We start from the raw sequence: 15,772 nt of genomic DNA on the forward strand, positions 1-15,772 counted from the left end.
CTGGATGATTCTCGACACCAGTTTCTGCATCTCGCTGCGGGCCGGCGACCAGAACGCTCTCGAAGCAGCAGCGGCGCTGGAGGCGGACCAAGTCCCGGCACGCATCCCGACCGTCGTCGTGCAGGAACTCTACCTGAGCGTCGGCTACGGCGACAACAGCCACCAGAACAGCCGCGACTACGAGCGACTCCTCGCGAACAAGCCGGTCGTCCCGCTCGACGAGAACATCGCGCGCCGCGCTGGCGTCCTCCAGGGCGAACATAGAGCGGCCGACGACAAGCCGAACCTCGGCTCCCACGACGCCGCCATCGCCGCCACCGGTCTCACCTACAACGAAGCGGTGTTGACTGCAGACGAGGACTTCCACTCGGTCGAGAGACTCACCGTCGAGACCTTCGAAGAGTAGCGCGTCGACATAGCCCCGACCGAAACGGGCGGGGTCAGGGGATCCGCCTCAGAAGGTGATGATCTCGTACTCGTCGTCGACGAGCGACCTGACGCTCGGGTGGCCGTCGTGGTCGTCGAGGACGTCGACACCTGAGTCGGCGACGGCGTCCTCGACGCCAAAGGCACCCGAACAGAAGTCACAGGCCGACGTGTCGTCCTTGACGGCTTGGTAGAGTTCGTGGTAGTCGCTGTCCTCGTCTTCGAGTTCCGGAATCCACTGGGTGCCGGCGCCGTCGAAGATCAGCTCGACGTCGTCCTCGGGGTTCTCCGCGAACTCCTTGGCTGCTTCCAGCCCGTTTGCGAGGCGGCCGAGGTTCTCGTGTCCGTCCGTGCCTGCCAGGATGATGACTGCTGCCTTCGCCATTGTACTCCACACAACGCGAGGTTACCTTAAGTAACCAATCGTCGTGGCCGTTCTCGCTCCTTTCGCCGAGACGGCCAGTACTGTTCCAAAGCCGGCACCAATGCATCGGCTTTTGAGCCGCCCGAACCGGTGTTCGAACCTCAGCCGGGGACGGGTCACGACTCCCATTCGGCGGAGAGCGCCACAGTATCACCGACACCACCCACGAACGGGGACTGGTACTCGACGCCGACTCGTTCGAAGACTGTCGCCGGGATGCCGATGTCGAGCAGCAAGACGTCTGCTCCCGGCGATTCGTGAAGCCACGACGACGCGAGCCCGGTTTTCGGGAGAGCGAGCGTCACTACGACGTCCGGGTCGACAGCGACGCCCAGTTGTTCCCCAGTCGTCGCGTCGATACCAGATGGCACGTCGAGAGACACCACCGAGGCGTCGATATCGTTGACCCGGTCCACGATAGCGGCCGCCGGCTCACGGAGCGCACCGTCGAGCCCGTACCCGACGAGCGAATCGACGACGAGCGTAGACCTGTCCACGTCACCGAGGACACTCCCGGAGCGTTCGGCTGACGCGACAGCCACGGGAACGCCCATCTCGTCGAGGATCCGGTGCTGGACCGCTGCGGCGCCCGACAGCGAGGCGGGCTCCCTATCGAGGACCACGCGCACCTCCACGCCGTGGTTCGCGAGGTGGCGGGCACTAGCCATCCCGCCACCGCCGTTCCCACCGTTTCCGGCCACCACGACGGCACCACTCGGAGACTGCCGGTGGACGACGGCCGCCAGCCCGCGCCCGGCGTTCTCCATCATCTGGAGCAACTGGAGCCCGAGATCTTCGACCGCGACCCGGTCGACGGCACGCATCTCGGTCGCGGTGACGACTGGGACTCGGGTGCCTGATTCCGTGTAGAACCGGGGTGTGCCGTCCGGGCAGCGGCTGTTCTCTGTCATCGTGCCGAGTACTGCCACCGGGGCGACCAAAGCGTTGGTGCGACAGCCGAGCGCTGGCCCGGCGCCGAGTCGAGAGTCGTGCCGTCGGCATCCGTCCGGAGCTGTGTAGTGGCTGTCCGGAGATAGACAGAACGCATCACCGGTAGCTCGTGGCCCCGTGAGTCAGTCCCCAGTCGACGGCGGCTTCAACCACTGGCTGGAGCGCAGCTCCGGATTCAGTGAGGGTGTATTCAACACTGAGCGGCTTGTCCGAGACGACGCGACGGTCCACGACGTCGTCTGCTTCGAGGCGAGACAGACTCTCCGAGAGGACTTTCGACGAGACGGCGTCGATGCGGTCGTTCAGCGAACTGAACCGGAGTGGCTCCGCGTCGAGGAGGTGGGAGACGATGCGGAGGTGCCACTTGTGCCCGAGCACGTCGCGGACGGCGTCGAACGCCTCGTCGGGGATTTCGCCGTCCGGCCGCGGGTCGTCGATACGTGAGACGTCTCGACGCATAGGACGACTGTCGGAGCTCATTTCCGGAGGACGGAAACGGGAGCTATTCAACCTGAAGCGGTCGGTGAGCGCAGCTACAGTCCCGCGAAAGAATTAATTAGCTCTCCGAGAGGGAGCGTGGCGCCAGGGGTACACCCCCGAGCGCTGTCGGGGCGAGGGGTCGACAGGCGCCACCGGGACACGCCTCTGACACTCGCAGGCACGGGGTAGTGTGCCCACTGTCACCCAAGCGCCCCAGTATCATAACGCTGAGACAACCGTGTAGTAAGAACGTGAGCGGGAGGTAAGCGCCACGCTGCTGGCGGCCAGGGCGAACTGCCACCTGCGTGCGTCACGCGAGCAGTTCGACGCCGAGCACGAGCGCGCCCACGAGACCGAACACGACGCCGAGACCAGTCTCCATCAGGTCGCTGGGCAGGTACTTGCCGACGCGAGTGCCGATCTGGCCGCCGACGAGGACGCCCGGAATCGACCACGCGACCACCCACCAGACCGGCGTCGCAGACAGCGCGTGGACCGTGGCGCCGACCGAGGCCGTGATGGCGAGCACGAAGACGCTCGTGCCGATGGCGACCCGGGGCGGGACGCGGCACCGGACGACGAGCTGGGTCGTCACGATTTCGGGGAGCCCGGCGCTGATGAGGCCCGTGACGAACGCGCCGACGCCCGCCAGCCCGACGCCCGGCGGCCGCCAGCAGGTGTCGTACTCGAAGCGCTCGCCGTCGGCGGCCTCGACGACCGTCGTGCCCCGGCCGTCGTTCTTCCGACGGAGGTACGACCCCTCGCACTCGCCGGGCTCGCAGTCCTCAGTCGGCTCGTAGTAGACCAGGAAGCCGCCGAGCGCGAGTAACCCGACCCCGAACAGGACCTTCAGGAGTGTCGTCGGGACGTAGTGGGCGGCGAGTGCGCCAACGACGACCGCCGGCAGCGCGGCCGCCAGGAGATATTTCGCGGTCGAGAAGTCGACGACGCCCTGGCCAACGTACGACCGGAGGCCGTTGCCCATCCCGAACACCTCGGTGAGGAGGCCGGCGCCGATGGCCTGTGCGGGTGCCAGCCCGACCCCCAGCATGAAGAACGGACTGAAGAACAGCGCCCCGGAGACCCCCGACGCGAGCGCGACTGTCGAGAACACCACCGAGACGGGGAAGATCCACCAGTGCGTGAGGAACGTCTCGACGGGGAACCCCGAGAGTGCGAGCGGGGCCGCTACCGACTGGAGCATACGCGACAGTTCCCGGCAACCGGCTTAATCCTCAGCCAACCCCGCCGTTACGTGCTTACCGTCCGGTGAGTCCCGATTCAGAAGTCGCCCCCGAGCGTCGCGAGCGTCTCCCGAACGGGCCCCCAGTCCGGCTGTTCGCTGGGGTCGTCAGTCGCCCAGGCGTAGCGGACGGTCCGATCGGTGTCGATGACGAACACGGAGCGCTTCGAGACGCGCTTGTGGTCCCGGAACTCGTCGTAGAGAACGTCGTAGGTCTCGGCGACCGTTCCGTCGCTGTCGGAGAGCAACGTGAACGCCAGCCCCTCGCGTTCGGCGAACGCACCGTGGCTGAACGACTTGTCCGTGGAGACGCCGAAGACGGTGACGTCCTCCTCCAGGTCGACCCAGGCGAGATCGTGCAGCGAACACATGTGGTCCGTACACGCGGGGTGGAAGTCGAAGAGGTAGAAGCTCAGGACGACCGGGCCGTCCTCGAGCGCGTCGACGAGGCGGTGCCGGCGGACCGCGTCGTCGGTCGGGTCCGTGGTGGTTCCTGGGAGCTGGAAATCCGGTGCCTCACTGCCTTCAGAAAGCACCGCCTCCACCTCCGGGGCTACGGTCCGCGGTCTGGTATTGTAATGGCGGGTGCTGTGCCGGAATCGGCGACCGGTCGGTCGTCCGAGGGGCCATACGAGAACGAGCGCAAGTTCCCAGCTTTACTGTTCGCGAACCGTCCGGTTACGGACTTACCTCGACGAAACCGGGGTTCGGTCGCGAACCGGGTGCCGGGTGCTCACGCGAGGACGCCGGCACCGACCCAGGCGCCGAGCACGGCGCCGTAGACGAGGTGGAAGAACAGGAACTGGGCGACGTCCGCGGGTTCCGGGTCCATGTCGAGGACGATGTTCATCCAGAAGACGGCGGCGCCGACGAACAGCACGAAGCCGTAGGCGAGCCCGTTGAGGACGCCGTTCGTGAGGTCGACCGGGGTCAACAGGAAAAGCCCGGCGACGCCGATTGCGGCGAATGCGACGCCCGCGCCGATGCCGTACATCATGTGGAGGAACATGCCCTGTGGCATGTAGTCGTCCGGGCTGCCGTTCCCGACGTACTTCGCGTAGAATGCCGCCGTCGGCGGTGGTGAGTCGTCTCCGAGCGTCATCATGAACGCCGTCATTATGATTGTCGCAACGATGCCGCCTGCCAGGCCGTCGATGAGTGTGACCATTGGTGTGTACTCCGGGCACCCGGTCGGCGGTTCTCGGTTCCGCACCGGAGAACCGCTTGGGTTACCTCTAGTTACCTTCGTGGCCACCCACTGGCATAAGTGTGCGTTGAGCGACTGGTTACGGAGTAACCAACTGGTAGCCGATGGCAACGCGGGCCGGCGCGTTCCCACAGCAACGGCTGGGCAATCGGCAGCGAGCCGCCCCCACCCGGCAGGGGAGCGCCGGATGATGAGGATGGCGGCGAGGATGGTGGGACCGTCAGTCGTCGGGCTGCTCGTCAGTCCGAGAAGTTCTCCTCGTACGCTTCGGGGTGGTTCTCCTTGGCGTGCTGTTTCAGCTCGTCGAGGGTGTCGAACGTCGCGCCACAGTCACAGGCGTGTTGGTCGTCGCTCATGCACGTCGACCGTCGGGTCAGTTCGACATAAAATCAGCAGTGAGCCGCAGGTAAGCCGTGTAGCGTCCCGTAACCCGGTGAGAGTTCGGTTAGTACGGACTTATTGTCGCGTGCGCCAGAATCCCGACAACAATGGCAAGCCACTCCGTCGGCGACGAGGGCGTCGACACCGGAGACGACCCACACCACGACGAACTGGCGGAACTACGTGCGTTCAAACGAGCAGTCGAGGACGAACTCGACACCGTCGCCGAGACGGCGCCCGGGGCCCACGACCGTCTCTCGACACTCGTCGACACCGTCGACGACCACTCCGCGTCGCTGACGGTGACGTCTGGAACGCTCGGTGAGCTCGGCGAGGACATCGACTCAGTGTCGCGGAGCGCCGCCGACATCAATCAGGTGAGCGACGAGACCGAGTCGGTCGTCCGCGACGCTGAGGAGACCGCGGGCAAGGCACTCACGCAGATCGAGCAGTCCGAGGGGGCGATTGCCGAACTGGCTGACGACGTCGACGCGCTCCAGGATTCGTTCGCCGAAGTCGCCGAGCTCCTCGACGTCATCCACACGATTGCCGAGCAGACGAACATGCTCGCGATCAACGCCTCCATCGAGGCATCCCGCGTCGGCGAAGACGGCGACGGATTCGCCGTCGTGGCCGACGAGGTCAAGGAGCTCGCAGAGCGCTCGGAGGCCCAGGCCCACGAGATCGAGGACATCGTCGACGACGTGCAGGGCGAACTCGACGAGACGGTCGACAGCCTCGGGACCGTGAACAGCGCGACCAGCGAAGCGGCCGACGACGTGCAGGCTGTCATCGAGGACCTGGGCCGCATCGAGGAGTTCGTCGATAGAACCTCTGAAGGCGTCGACGACATCGCGGCGGCCACGCAGTCCCAGGCCGACCGCGCCAGCGAGGTCGCGAACTCGATGATGGACGCGATGCGGACGGTCGACGGCCTCCAGACTGACCTCGAAGCGGCCCGCGGGGACGCGCGTCGGCTCGCCGACGCGGCCGACAGCCTGGAATCACAGCGCTAGTTTTCGAGCGCCGCCCGGAGCGCCGCCGCCTCGTGGACGCCACTCATTCGTTCAGCGGCCATACCGTCCTCGTAGACGACGAACGTGGGGATCGACCGGACGCTGTGGTCGACGGCGACCGTTGGGAGCGCTTCCACGTCGACGGTGAGGATTGGTGTTTCGACTGTCGCAGCTACTGTCTCTACGATGGGTGCGGCGATGGTGCACGGGCCACACCAGTCCGCGTAGAAGTACGCGAGTACGCGGTCGTCGGTCGCGAGGGCGGTTTCGAACTCGTCGACGGTCTCGATTGCCACTGGGCCGCTGGTGGTCTCGTTGGGCTGACTCGCCATACCGCTAGCTTCACGTCGGGGCGTGTTACCACTTAGCGAACGTCTGCGTGAGTAAGTTACGTCCCGTTCACTCCCTATTCGGCTTCGCCCGAATCTGTCCGCGACTCGATTATCTGTTGCGTTCGCTCGTCGACTTTGACGAAGTGACAGAGCGGGTTCCCGGGGTAGACGACGGGGTTCTCCAGCACGCCGACGAGCACGCCCGTGAACGGCGCCCTCACCTCGGTGACGTCGGTCTTGAACGGATTCGTGATGCGACAGATAACCGCGTCCTCCCGGACGAGATCGCCGTGGTCGTATCGCATCTCCACGATGCCGCCGTCGTCCGCGCGCAGCCACGTCTTCTCGTCCCAGCCCGAGATAACGGTGCGCCAGCCCGGCCAGCGCACCGTCTCCTGGGGGTAGACGCCATACTCGGCGAGGACGCTCCGGACGCCCGCGAGCGCGTCGTCGATGAACGACCGTTCGAACCGGTGGGCTTCCCCCATCTCGATGGTAATGGTGGGGATGCCGGCCTTCGTCGCCTCGGTGCGCAACATCCCCTCGGAGCCCTCGCCGTCCATGATGACACTCGACCCGAACGCCTGCGCGAGCCGCGCGACCTCGTCGTCGCCCATGTCGGCGCGGACGTGGAACAAGTTGGTGCGGCCACGCGTGGAGGTGTGGAAGTCGAGGCCGTAGTCGCAGGGCTCGATGAAGTTCTCGAAGATCGTGGCGGCGACCCGCCGCGTGCTCGTGGACCCCTCCTTCCCCGGGAACGCCCGGTTGAGGTCCCTGTCGTAGACGGGGAAGTACCGCTGCTGGGTGACGAACCCCTGGACGTTCAACACGGGCAGGCAGACCAGGGTGCCGTGGATGTGCTCGTGCTCCCACTCGTGAGCGACCTCGCGGACCACTTCGATACCGTTCAGTTCGTCGCCGTGGATGGCCGCCGAGAGGAACACCGTCGGTCCGCCGTGGCTGCCGTTGATGACGGTGACGGGGATGCGGACCGGGTCGCCGAGGTACGTCTCGCTGACGGGATACCGGAACTGTTCGGTCTCGCCCGGCTGCACCGCGCCGCCCTCGTAGGTGAAGGGTGTCGCAGGTTCGGTGGTCATGGTGTGTCGAACGCAGTCGGCAGCCACATTGAAACCAGCACCGAGGGTGCAACCGTGTTACACACTCGCACTGTGGATAAGGCGGCGCGTCGCGACTGTCGACAGGAGGCGTCCCCATGGCTGGCACACCAACCGACACGACAGCGAGACAGCGCGCGGCCGACGCACAGGTGACCGACCGAGCGGAGGCCACAGCTGACGGCCACGGCGTCCGGGTCGGCGTTCTCAGCACCCACAACAGCAAGGAGACGAAGGCGATCCTGAACGCCGTCCGAGCGCTCGGCCACGACCCCGTCTGGCTCCGCGACGAGAACGTGGCGTCCCGTATCGAGGACGGGACGGTCCACCGTACGCCCGCCGTCGACGTCCTCGTCAACCGCCTGCTGCTCACGAAGAGCGACAGCCTCCTCGAGGACCTCGAACTCGCGGCGCTGTACGAAGACGGGACGCCGACGCTGAACGCGACGGCAGCGGTCACGGACGCGCTCCACAAGTTCCGCGCCGGCGCGAAGCTCGCCGCGGCGGGGCTCCCGATTCCCGACGCGTACTTCGGCCGGTCACCACAGACGTTCGACGCGTGGACAGACCACCTCGAGGACGCCGCGCACAAGCAGACAGTCGGGACGAACGGCCGACAGATGGCCATCGTCTCCCCGGACGAGGCTGTCGGTCCGACTATCGGCGGCGAGCAGTCGTTCGTGCAGGCGCTCCTCGACGAGAGCCGCGACCGGCCGTCGGACCTCCGCGTCTACGTCGTCGACGGCGAGGTGGTGGCGGCGATGCGGCGGTACGCACCCGACGGGGACTGGCGGACGAACGTGGCGCTCGGCGGCGACGTCGAGGACGCGACCGACGATCTCGGCGCCGAGCCGCGGCGATTGGCCGTCGAGGCCGCGGACGTCCTCGACCTCGACGTGGCCGGCGTGGACCTGATGCTGGACGGCGGGGAGTGGTACGTCCTGGAGGTGAACGTCACTGCGGGGTTCAAGGGCCTGTTCGAGGCGACCGGCGTGTCCGTGGCACCGTACATCGCGCAGTTGGCAATCGAACAGGGTGGCGGTCGCGTCGACCCTGACGCCGTCGCCGACCTGGCGTCGACGCTCGACGACTCGGTGCCGGACTGCAAGCCTACAGCCGATGAGAGCAACGGCGGCGGGGACGACGTACTCGGGTACACGACACGAGTCGCAGTCAGCGGCTGCGACGGTGCGGCGGAGGCAGTCGCGAAGTCCGACTCGGGAGCCCGGCGAACGAGCGTCGACGCCGAGCTGGCGGGCCGCGTCGGGGCGGGACCGCTGGTCGGCACGACGTCGGTGCGGTCGGGGTCCGCACGTGGGACGGAGACTCGACCGCTGGTGGACCTCGACGTGCGCGTGAGCGGCGAGTGGCGGACGGTCACGGCGAGCGTCGCGGACCGCACAGACATGACCTATCCCGTGTTGCTCGGCCGGGATCTCTTGGAATCGTATAAGCTGGACATCAGCCGGACGGTCGAGGAGTGATGGCCGTGATTCCGGACCAGTGGACGGACAGCGATACCGAGGGAGCGAGTGACCGATGGCGCTGAGTCGGGCGGCGGTACTCGACGCGCTCGCAACGCAGAGCGAGGATAGACCACCTCGAACGACGACGGTGGCCGACCTCGCAACGGCGCTGGACGCAGACTGTCACGCAGTCCGTAGGCAGGTCAGTAACCTCGTGGACTGTGGGCTCGCTAGTCGCGACGGCGAGGGGGAGGTTCGCGTCACCCGGGCCGGTGCGGCAGTTGCAGCGATGGACGTCGAGGGCGTCGTCGTGGTAGACCTGGATGGAACGGAATGAACCGGTGACGAGTCGGCAGAGCGGCGCCCGACCCCGTGGCCGATGTGGATTGTGTTCCGTAACTAAGTTTCTTAGGGTAACTACTAAGTCGTCGGCGACCGAAGAGATAGGTATGACAGACGACACCGGCGACTCGGCGGGCGAACTCGCCGTCTGGTGTGCCGGCGAGGAGTGGTGTCCGGTCACGACGACATCCTCGCTCATCGGGAAGAAGTGGCATCCAGTCATCGTCCACCGTCTGCTGTCGAACGGTGAATCGGGATTCAACGAGCTGAAAGCCGACGTCGACGGCATCTCCAGCAAAGTGCTCTCGGACAGCCTCGACGACCTAGAGGAGAAGGGGTTGGTCGACCGCGAGGTTCTCAGCGAAAAACCGGTCCGCGTCCAGTACTCCCTGACCGAGCACGGGCAGTCGCTCGAACCGGTCATCACAGCGATGCGCGACTGGGGACTCGAACACCTCACCGAACCAGACCCCGAGAACACCGACGCCTCGGCCATCTAAGGCCTCCAACCATCCCGGAGCCGCCGTACCGCACTGCGGCGTAGTTCTGCTTCCAGACGGTACCGGGTTCGTCTCTCAGACGAGAGGCTGCCGAACGACTTCTTCGACGCGACAGCCACATCGTTCGCACTGGAATGGACTGCGTTCTCTGCCGAACCACGAGTCGGTAACCGGTTGCTCACCCCGTGAGCCAGTGGTTCGCTGAAGGTAATGAGTGTCTCTAGCAAACACTCGAACATGGGAATTGACGACCTCAACAGACGAACTCTCCTCGGCGCGAGCGGCGCCACGCTCTTCGGGCTACTCGCGGGCTGCAACAGCCCAGCGGGCGATACTGATGCGAACGACGCAGGTGACGGGGCGACCACAGGCGAACCCACCACCGCGGACACGACGACGACTACCACCGGCGGAGACGCGCCCCCCGGCGCCGACCAGCTCGGCAGCCCCGACGACCTCCAGGCGTCGGCCACCGTCGACGCGACGGTCCTCGACGCCGACCAGGGCGCAGGCCAGAACGTCTTCACGCCGGCCGTCGCCTGGGTCGAACAGGGTGCGACCGTGACGTGGAACGTCGCTGAAGGGAGCCACTCCGCGACCGCCTACCACCCCGACAACGACAAGACGCTGCGCATCCCCGACGAGGCGTCGGGGTTCGACTCCGGCACGCTGTCGGCCGGCGGCACGTTCGAGCACACGTTCGAGACGCCGGGCGCCTACAACTACTACTGTCGTCCACACGAGGGGCTCGGCATGGTGGGCCTGGTGGTGGTCGAAGCACCGCAGGGCGGCCCGGGCACCGCCGCCCCCGGCGAGGTCGAACAGTCCGCGGCTGCCGACAGCCTCGCACGGCTCTTCGAGGTAGCGGGCATCACCGAGGGCGACGGCGGCGACACAGGCGCCGCATACGCGTGGTCGGACGCCACCTGGGACTCGTACTGGTACTCGCTGTACAACATGAGCACGAACATCGCGATGAGCGGGAACGGCGTCCTGTTCCCGCACAACGACCAGCAGCGCGAGCAGTTCAATCAGCGCCTCCCCGCGATGCTCGAGCAGGCCGACACCGACAAGCCGCCCATCCGGAACCCGAACCTGAACATGGCGGCGTTCACGGAGGGCGACCCGCACTTCACTGAGCAACCCGTCTTCGACGCGGGCGACGGCCGCCCGGACGCCGCCACGCTCACGTGGGACATGGCCGAGTCCTCGAAGGTCGTGAGCCCCTCCTCGCTGGCGTGGACGCACCTCAAGGGCGTGACGTGGGCGAAGAACTTCCAGGAGCACTTCGAGACACTCCCGCCGGAGATTGCGGCGAAGTTCCGCGCCCAGCTGCTGTCGACGCTCGCCCAGATCGGCGTGAACGCGACGCTCATCGCGGGCGGCCCGGAGGGCAACGGCGCGCTCACGAAAGGCGAGTCGATGGAGCTCGTCTCGGAGTTCCGGCCGGGCGACGGCACCGTGGTCGACGACACCTCTCGCCCGAACCACCACTCGGCGATGCTGTGGTTCCTCTCGGGACTGAACAGCCTCGCACAGAACGGCTGGTTCGGCTACGTGAATCCCGAGCCACTGATTCCCGCACCCAAGATCCAGCAGCTGACTGACGGCATGGCACAGGCGACGATGGGTCTGTTCGAGCCCGCGAACGTCGTCGAGATGGGGTCTGCGCGGGACCTCGGCCAGATGCTGTCCGCCGTGGGCTGGTACGGCACGCAGGCCGGCAGCGACGACCTGCGGTCGCAGGCTGCCGAGTACGCGAACGCGCTGGCGAGCGAAGTCGAGGCACACGTCGAGGACGGCGGCCGCGTCACGGGCGGCGCCGAGAACCAGGCGGCGACCCAGGGCGCAATCACGCAGGGACTCCTCTGGGCGTCACAGCTCGACGGCATCGACCACGCCGGGCTCGCGGAGGACACCCTGACGTTCATGCTCGAGGAGCTCTGGAACGAGGACGCCGGCACGTTCGCGTCCGGCGTCGACGACGCGACGTACCGCATCACCTCGCGAGACGCCGGCGACGTGACCGGCGGCATCAACGCCGCGGACGTCCTCCTCGACCGCGACGTCCAGTCGACGTACGCCCGGTACTTCAACCAAACGTTCAATCGCGGGCGCCTGCAGCGCGCCGAGCGGCCGCAGAGCCGCGACGAATCGGCCGAGTACACCCTCCCGCTGCCGCCGGCAGCGGGCGGCGAGTACGGGCAGGCAGCGGTGTACAACGACGCCGTCGAGTACGACGCCGAGAGCGACGAGTGGTCGATCGTCGAGGACCGGTTCACAACCGCCTGGGCGCTGTACACGGCGAACCAGGACATCTGGATCGGAGCGTGGGCCGGCGACTTCTACCGCGGACGCGGCGTCCCCGGGGAGACCGACGAGCCGCCACAGTAGTTCTCGCGGCGGTCTCTTTTTCCACCTTCGGGGTGTCTGCCCGCGTTCGTGTGCTCGGTTTGGACCCTATTTGGGAACTCACTGTCCGGTAACGTGGTATCGAAGCAGTTGTCCCAGGTTTACGTGAGTCGGGCCCCATAGAATAAATGTAGGTAACTAGGGGGAGGAGAAACTACAATGTCAGATAAAATCGACACCGCATCCGACGCGCCACTCGACTTCGCGCCAGCGAAACAGTGGGCAATCCACAGCGCCGTCCTCGATTACGTCGAAGACGCTCTCGAAGACGACGACAGCCCCGGACCAGTCGTCGAACTCGTCATTCTGGAGAAAATCGAAGCCGGCGACTACCGATTCACCGCCTTCGAGTACGACCGGCTCCGTGACATCCTCGCTGACTATGCAGATAGCGAGGAGACGCCGGATGTCGACCGTAACCCCGCCAACGCAGTCGTCGACCGGATCGACCACCAGTGCCCCGGCAAAGTCCATCGCTGACCGGTTCACCCCCTCCGTTCGCGAAACGAATCAGAGCGAGAAGTTCCGTGATGTCGTCGTCCCGCAGCCACAGGCGCTCGCGCGTTTCGATGCCACTGAAAGGTATCATAGAACGATTCACGAGGAAATCATTCCACTGTAGACCGAATCGAATGCCCTGGTAAGTAGGACCGCTTCTTTAGCATCAGGTGGTTCCTGCAATCGGCAGAAGAAGGAACGCTACGTAGGAAAGTGCGGTAGCGATCGAGGGCCCGATAATCCAGAACGCAACGAATCGAACGACTGAGGAGGGGTCGAACAACTGCTGGGCGTCTTGCACACCCCCGGGCTCTTCTTCGCCAACCCGAGAGACTTCGTCACCCGTCTCGTGGGTAATTGCATCCACCGAAATATCGGTTTCAATATTTCCTTTCACGAGGTCACCAGCTCCCGTTGGCCGGGTTGCTCGCCCCCACCCCAGACCGACGATGCACATGACCGTCGAGAGAGCGAGGCTCATCGGGATGCCGAGGGCCGAGGCCACAGTCGTGATACTCGCAGCGACGACCATCACGATAGTCGCAGCCAGTAATGGCAGCTCAGTGAGGTCGTTCCCGACTGACTCCATCGTCCGTCGTGCGATGGTGAATGCACCAATCCCGATTGCGACAGTCCCGAGGATGACGGCATTATTGACACCGATCAAGTCACCACCGACGAGTGGTGCAACCGCGTTCGCGACGTTGCTCGCCCCAGCACTGAACGACATGTAACAGGCGATGCCGATTACCACGACCGTGCTGACTGCTTCACGCGGGGTGGTTCCAGGCCCCAGTTTCGGTGTCGGTAGGACTCCCGACCGGTTGAGCGTGAGAAGCGGGCCGCTGGATTGTTCGAGGGCGACCTTCTGGTCGAGATAGTCGTAGAGATACCGACCGAAGATGACACCGAACCAGAACCCGAGGACTGGTGCGATGGCCCACCAGACCATGATCGAGCCGAGGACGCCATAATCGAGTTCGCCAGTTGCGAGTCCGAGGCCGGCAATCGCCCCGACCGCCGTCATCGAGGTCGAAACGGGAACACCGTAGAGGTTGGCGAACAGCATGCCGAGTCCGATGAACGCCAGGACGACGATGCTCGCTGCGGGAGAGAATATTGTCTGTGGGACGAGGTCACCGCCGAGTGTATCGATGACGTTTCGCCCGACCGTCCAGCCACCGAGGAAGACGAACCCCGTCATCAGGGCGGCTGCTCCGGTCTTGCTCATGATGTTCGCCCCGACGGGCGGCCCCCACGCGACGCCCGTCGATGACCCACCAATATTGAATCCGACAAAGACCGCAGCAACGAGTGCAACAAGTAATAGCAGCGAAACCATGTGATACCATTCTGGTGACGTTCGCGTATCTGTTACGATTCCACTGAGCGGTTCATCTGAGACTGTCTAACCAGTGGTTTATGCTGTTGGCTGCTGTAGTTCACGTATGATTTCCCGGGTTCTCGTTCCGATGGACGAGTCGGAGATGGCTGAACACGCGCTTGAATACGCGCTTGAGGCCCATCCAAATGCGGAGATCACGGTCTTACATATTGTGGGTGAACCCTCGCCGATGATGGGGAAAGCGATGGGACTTGCAATTGAGGATAATCTTGAGGAAGCAGCGGAAGAGCATGCATCAGCAGTCCTTGACCGAGCGCGTGAGATTGCGCAAGAACAGGACAAAGAGATCGAGACGGACGTGATGTGGGGGAGTCCAGCGAAAGCAATCGTCAACCGAGCGGCTGACTTCGATACCGTCGTGATCGGGAGTCACAGTGGATCGCTTGCCGACCGATTGTTCGTGGGGAACGTCGCGCAGAAAGTGTTCCGTCGCTCACCGGCTCCGGTAACTGTTGTTCGATAGCTCCACTTTACTTACGACTCCAACCAAGTGCGGTAACTGCTCGGAAAACGGCCGTCGACGCACCTCACGCGTCGTGGTGGTAAAACGCGTCTTCGCCGTGGTCGTCCTGCCACGCGAACGCGAACAACCGACGTGACGGGACGCGTTCGAGTCGTCGACCATCCGCGCTGCGTCCTGTCGCTACGTTCCACGACGTGCCGTCACCGACGATGTCGCCCTCCTCCAGATCGAACTCGTAGCCGGGGTCTTCGTACGCGTGGATGCCATCGGCAGTCGCAAACACGACGATCGACCGGTCGCCGACGTGGTCGGTCACGACGCCTCCGGCATCTCGCACGTCGGGAAGTGGATAGCCGACTGCGTCGGCGCCCTGTTCGACCCCGAGTACGACTGTCTTCGGGGCCAGGTCGTCTCGGTTCCACTCGCGGCTGTCGCTGGTGCCGCGGTGTGCAGCGAGTCCGAACCCCTCGCCGTCGACGTACTCGTCGTACGGCGACTCGTCGTAGTCGATCGACGCAGGTTCATCGCCGTCGCTCGCGGCTTCGCTTTCGCCACCCGGTGCCTGTAGCACGACGCCGTCTGGGTACGTCTCGCGGAATTCCTGCCAGGAACCCAGTGACGCTGGCCGCACCGTGAGCGATGTGTCCTGGAGTTCGCCGCGGATACATTCGCCGAGCGACTGCTTCCACTCGCTCTCGGTCTGGCGGTCGTACATGACAAGATCGTCGTCAGCGAGCTTTCCGGAGACGCCGAACTCGAGCGTTTGCCCGTTCACACGTCTGTCGTAGACGACAGCGCTACCACACAGCGGACACCACGTCACTGCGACCGGGTCGCCGTCCACTACGTCGTTGACGATCTCGTGGTAGTTCAGGTACCGCACGGGGTACGCCCGTGCCGGGTCGCACGTATCGAGGACGACCACGTCGTCCTCGCCGTCGCCGTCGTAAGTCGCGCCGAACTCGGGGGCGTCGACGCTCGGAATCGCGTCCCGAGGGATGACTTGCCGGACGTTCACGGCCCCGGCTACTCGCCACCCTTGCATAGAACTACTGCCAACGCTCGAGACATCCGGCTCTCCCCGCTGCTTGTGCGAGGTTGATTACGT

Annotated in this window: 18 protein-coding genes; 8 read left to right on the forward strand and 10 right to left on the reverse strand. The window is 65.2% G+C overall.

The features are described from left to right. The first annotated feature begins 4 nt into the window (after window positions 1–4). Complete coding sequence (locus LT971_RS09520; RefSeq protein WP_237006693.1) at window positions 5–406, forward strand: PIN domain-containing protein; 402 nt, start codon at window positions 5–7, stop codon at window positions 404–406. Between the two features lie 48 nt (window positions 407–454). On the opposite strand, the gene LT971_RS09525 is transcribed toward LT971_RS09520, so the two are convergent. From LT971_RS09525 to LT971_RS09550, 6 genes are all read right to left on the reverse strand, one after another. Beyond that, window positions 455–811, reverse strand: coding sequence for a hypothetical protein (locus LT971_RS09525; RefSeq protein ID WP_237006694.1), 357 nt, complete (start codon window positions 809–811; stop codon window positions 455–457). Between the two features lie 155 nt (window positions 812–966). Beyond that, window positions 967–1,761, reverse strand: coding sequence for an NAD(P)H-hydrate epimerase (locus tag LT971_RS09530; protein WP_237006695.1), 795 nt, complete (start codon window positions 1,759–1,761; stop codon window positions 967–969). A 136-nt stretch (window positions 1,762–1,897) separates the two neighbouring features. Next, window positions 1,898–2,260: a winged helix-turn-helix transcriptional regulator gene (locus LT971_RS09535; RefSeq protein ID WP_237006696.1), complete on the reverse strand. Its 363-nt coding sequence runs from the start codon at window positions 2,258–2,260 to the stop codon at window positions 1,898–1,900. Between the two features lie 331 nt (window positions 2,261–2,591). Next, complete coding sequence (locus LT971_RS09540; protein ID WP_237006697.1) at window positions 2,592–3,485, reverse strand: sulfite exporter TauE/SafE family protein; 894 nt, start codon at window positions 3,483–3,485, stop codon at window positions 2,592–2,594. 77 nt (window positions 3,486–3,562) lie between these two features. Then, complete coding sequence (locus LT971_RS09545) at window positions 3,563–4,060, reverse strand: redoxin domain-containing protein (RefSeq protein WP_237006698.1); 498 nt, start codon at window positions 4,058–4,060, stop codon at window positions 3,563–3,565. A 197-nt stretch (window positions 4,061–4,257) separates the two neighbouring features. Then, window positions 4,258–4,692 (reverse strand): hypothetical protein, encoded by a 435-nt coding sequence (locus tag LT971_RS09550; RefSeq protein ID WP_237006699.1) that lies wholly within the window; start codon window positions 4,690–4,692, stop codon window positions 4,258–4,260. Between the two features lie 527 nt (window positions 4,693–5,219). Here LT971_RS09550 and LT971_RS09555 point away from each other — a divergent pair. Next, window positions 5,220–6,128 carry a methyl-accepting chemotaxis protein gene (locus LT971_RS09555; protein WP_237006700.1) on the forward strand — a complete coding sequence of 303 codons (909 nt, stop codon included), beginning with the start codon at window positions 5,220–5,222 and terminating at the stop codon, window positions 6,126–6,128. On the opposite strand, the gene LT971_RS09560 is transcribed toward LT971_RS09555, so the two are convergent. Together LT971_RS09560 and LT971_RS09565 are read right to left on the reverse strand one after the other, a co-directional pair. Continuing rightward, complete coding sequence (locus LT971_RS09560; protein WP_237006701.1) at window positions 6,125–6,460, reverse strand: thioredoxin family protein; 336 nt, start codon at window positions 6,458–6,460, stop codon at window positions 6,125–6,127. The two genes, LT971_RS09555 and LT971_RS09560, sit on opposite strands and share 4 nt — an antisense overlap. Window positions 6,461–6,534: 74 nt before the next feature. Beyond that, window positions 6,535–7,560: a succinylglutamate desuccinylase/aspartoacylase family protein gene (locus tag LT971_RS09565; RefSeq protein WP_237006702.1), complete on the reverse strand. Its 1,026-nt coding sequence runs from the start codon at window positions 7,558–7,560 to the stop codon at window positions 6,535–6,537. Window positions 7,561–7,676: 116 nt separating this feature from the next. Here LT971_RS09565 and LT971_RS09570 point away from each other — a divergent pair, with 116 nt between their 5' ends. The 5 genes from LT971_RS09570 (at window position 7,677) to LT971_RS09590 (ending at window position 12,778) form a co-directional block, all read left to right on the forward strand. Further along, window positions 7,677–9,062 carry an ATP-grasp domain-containing protein gene (locus LT971_RS09570; protein ID WP_237006703.1) on the forward strand — a complete coding sequence of 462 codons (1,386 nt, stop codon included), beginning with the start codon at window positions 7,677–7,679 and terminating at the stop codon, window positions 9,060–9,062. 55 nt (window positions 9,063–9,117) lie between these two features. After that, window positions 9,118–9,381, forward strand: coding sequence for a helix-turn-helix domain-containing protein (locus LT971_RS09575; protein ID WP_237006704.1), 264 nt, complete (start codon window positions 9,118–9,120; stop codon window positions 9,379–9,381). A gap of 112 nt (window positions 9,382–9,493) precedes the next feature. Beyond that, window positions 9,494–9,886 (forward strand): winged helix-turn-helix transcriptional regulator, encoded by a 393-nt coding sequence (locus LT971_RS09580; protein WP_237006705.1) that lies wholly within the window; start codon window positions 9,494–9,496, stop codon window positions 9,884–9,886. Window positions 9,887–10,123: 237 nt separating this feature from the next. After that, complete coding sequence (locus LT971_RS09585) at window positions 10,124–12,280, forward strand: cupredoxin domain-containing protein (protein WP_237006706.1); 2,157 nt, start codon at window positions 10,124–10,126, stop codon at window positions 12,278–12,280. Window positions 12,281–12,457: 177 nt separating this feature from the next. After that, the gene (locus LT971_RS09590; RefSeq protein WP_237006707.1) at window positions 12,458–12,778 is read left to right on the forward strand and encodes a DUF7853 family protein; all 321 of its coding nucleotides are present in this window, start codon (window positions 12,458–12,460) and stop codon (window positions 12,776–12,778) included. Between the two features lie 184 nt (window positions 12,779–12,962). Here the strand turns inward: LT971_RS09590 and LT971_RS09595 are convergent, their stop codons facing one another. After that, complete coding sequence (locus LT971_RS09595; protein ID WP_237006708.1) at window positions 12,963–14,138, reverse strand: inorganic phosphate transporter; 1,176 nt, start codon at window positions 14,136–14,138, stop codon at window positions 12,963–12,965. 106 nt (window positions 14,139–14,244) lie between these two features. Between LT971_RS09595 and LT971_RS09600 the strand changes: the two genes are divergently transcribed. Further along, window positions 14,245–14,664, forward strand: a complete 420-nt coding sequence (locus LT971_RS09600) for a universal stress protein (protein ID WP_237006709.1) — start codon at window positions 14,245–14,247, stop codon at window positions 14,662–14,664. A 64-nt stretch (window positions 14,665–14,728) separates the two neighbouring features. Here the strand turns inward: LT971_RS09600 and LT971_RS09605 are convergent, their stop codons facing one another. Continuing rightward, the gene (locus tag LT971_RS09605; protein WP_237006710.1) at window positions 14,729–15,682 is read right to left on the reverse strand and encodes a DUF3179 domain-containing (seleno)protein; all 954 of its coding nucleotides are present in this window, start codon (window positions 15,680–15,682) and stop codon (window positions 14,729–14,731) included. Between the last annotated feature and the right edge of the window lie 90 nt (window positions 15,683–15,772).

This window comes from Halobacterium rubrum (assembly GCF_021729015.1).
GTDB lineage: Archaea > Halobacteriota > Halobacteria > Halobacteriales > Halobacteriaceae > Halobacterium > Halobacterium rubrum.

Excerpts from the sequence above, each read along its gene's own strand:
- LT971_RS09580 (WP_237006705.1), top strand. The coding sequence starts at position 9,494 with ATGACAGACGACACCGGCGACTCGGCGGGCGAACTCGCCGTCTGGTGT.
- LT971_RS09575 (WP_237006704.1), top strand. The coding sequence starts at position 9,118 with ATGGCGCTGAGTCGGGCGGCGGTACTCGACGCGCTCGCAACGCAGAGC.
- LT971_RS09600 (WP_237006709.1), top strand. The coding sequence starts at position 14,245 with ATGATTTCCCGGGTTCTCGTTCCGATGGACGAGTCGGAGATGGCTGAA.
- LT971_RS09570 (WP_237006703.1), top strand. The coding sequence starts at position 7,677 with ATGGCTGGCACACCAACCGACACGACAGCGAGACAGCGCGCGGCCGAC.
- LT971_RS09530 (WP_237006695.1), bottom strand. The coding sequence starts at position 1,761 with ATGACAGAGAACAGCCGCTGCCCGGACGGCACACCCCGGTTCTACACG.
- LT971_RS09535 (WP_237006696.1), bottom strand. The coding sequence starts at position 2,260 with ATGCGTCGAGACGTCTCACGTATCGACGACCCGCGGCCGGACGGCGAA.
- LT971_RS09540 (WP_237006697.1), bottom strand. The coding sequence starts at position 3,485 with ATGCTCCAGTCGGTAGCGGCCCCGCTCGCACTCTCGGGGTTCCCCGTC.
- LT971_RS09520 (WP_237006693.1), top strand. The coding sequence starts at position 5 with ATGATTCTCGACACCAGTTTCTGCATCTCGCTGCGGGCCGGCGACCAG.
- LT971_RS09525 (WP_237006694.1), bottom strand. The coding sequence starts at position 811 with ATGGCGAAGGCAGCAGTCATCATCCTGGCAGGCACGGACGGACACGAG.
- LT971_RS09595 (WP_237006708.1), bottom strand. The coding sequence starts at position 14,138 with ATGGTTTCGCTGCTATTACTTGTTGCACTCGTTGCTGCGGTCTTTGTC.
- LT971_RS09590 (WP_237006707.1), top strand. The coding sequence starts at position 12,458 with ATGTCAGATAAAATCGACACCGCATCCGACGCGCCACTCGACTTCGCG.
- LT971_RS09585 (WP_237006706.1), top strand. The coding sequence starts at position 10,124 with ATGGGAATTGACGACCTCAACAGACGAACTCTCCTCGGCGCGAGCGGC.
- LT971_RS09560 (WP_237006701.1), bottom strand. The coding sequence starts at position 6,460 with ATGGCGAGTCAGCCCAACGAGACCACCAGCGGCCCAGTGGCAATCGAG.
- LT971_RS09550 (WP_237006699.1), bottom strand. The coding sequence starts at position 4,692 with ATGGTCACACTCATCGACGGCCTGGCAGGCGGCATCGTTGCGACAATC.
- LT971_RS09565 (WP_237006702.1), bottom strand. The coding sequence starts at position 7,560 with ATGACCACCGAACCTGCGACACCCTTCACCTACGAGGGCGGCGCGGTG.
- LT971_RS09555 (WP_237006700.1), top strand. The coding sequence starts at position 5,220 with ATGGCAAGCCACTCCGTCGGCGACGAGGGCGTCGACACCGGAGACGAC.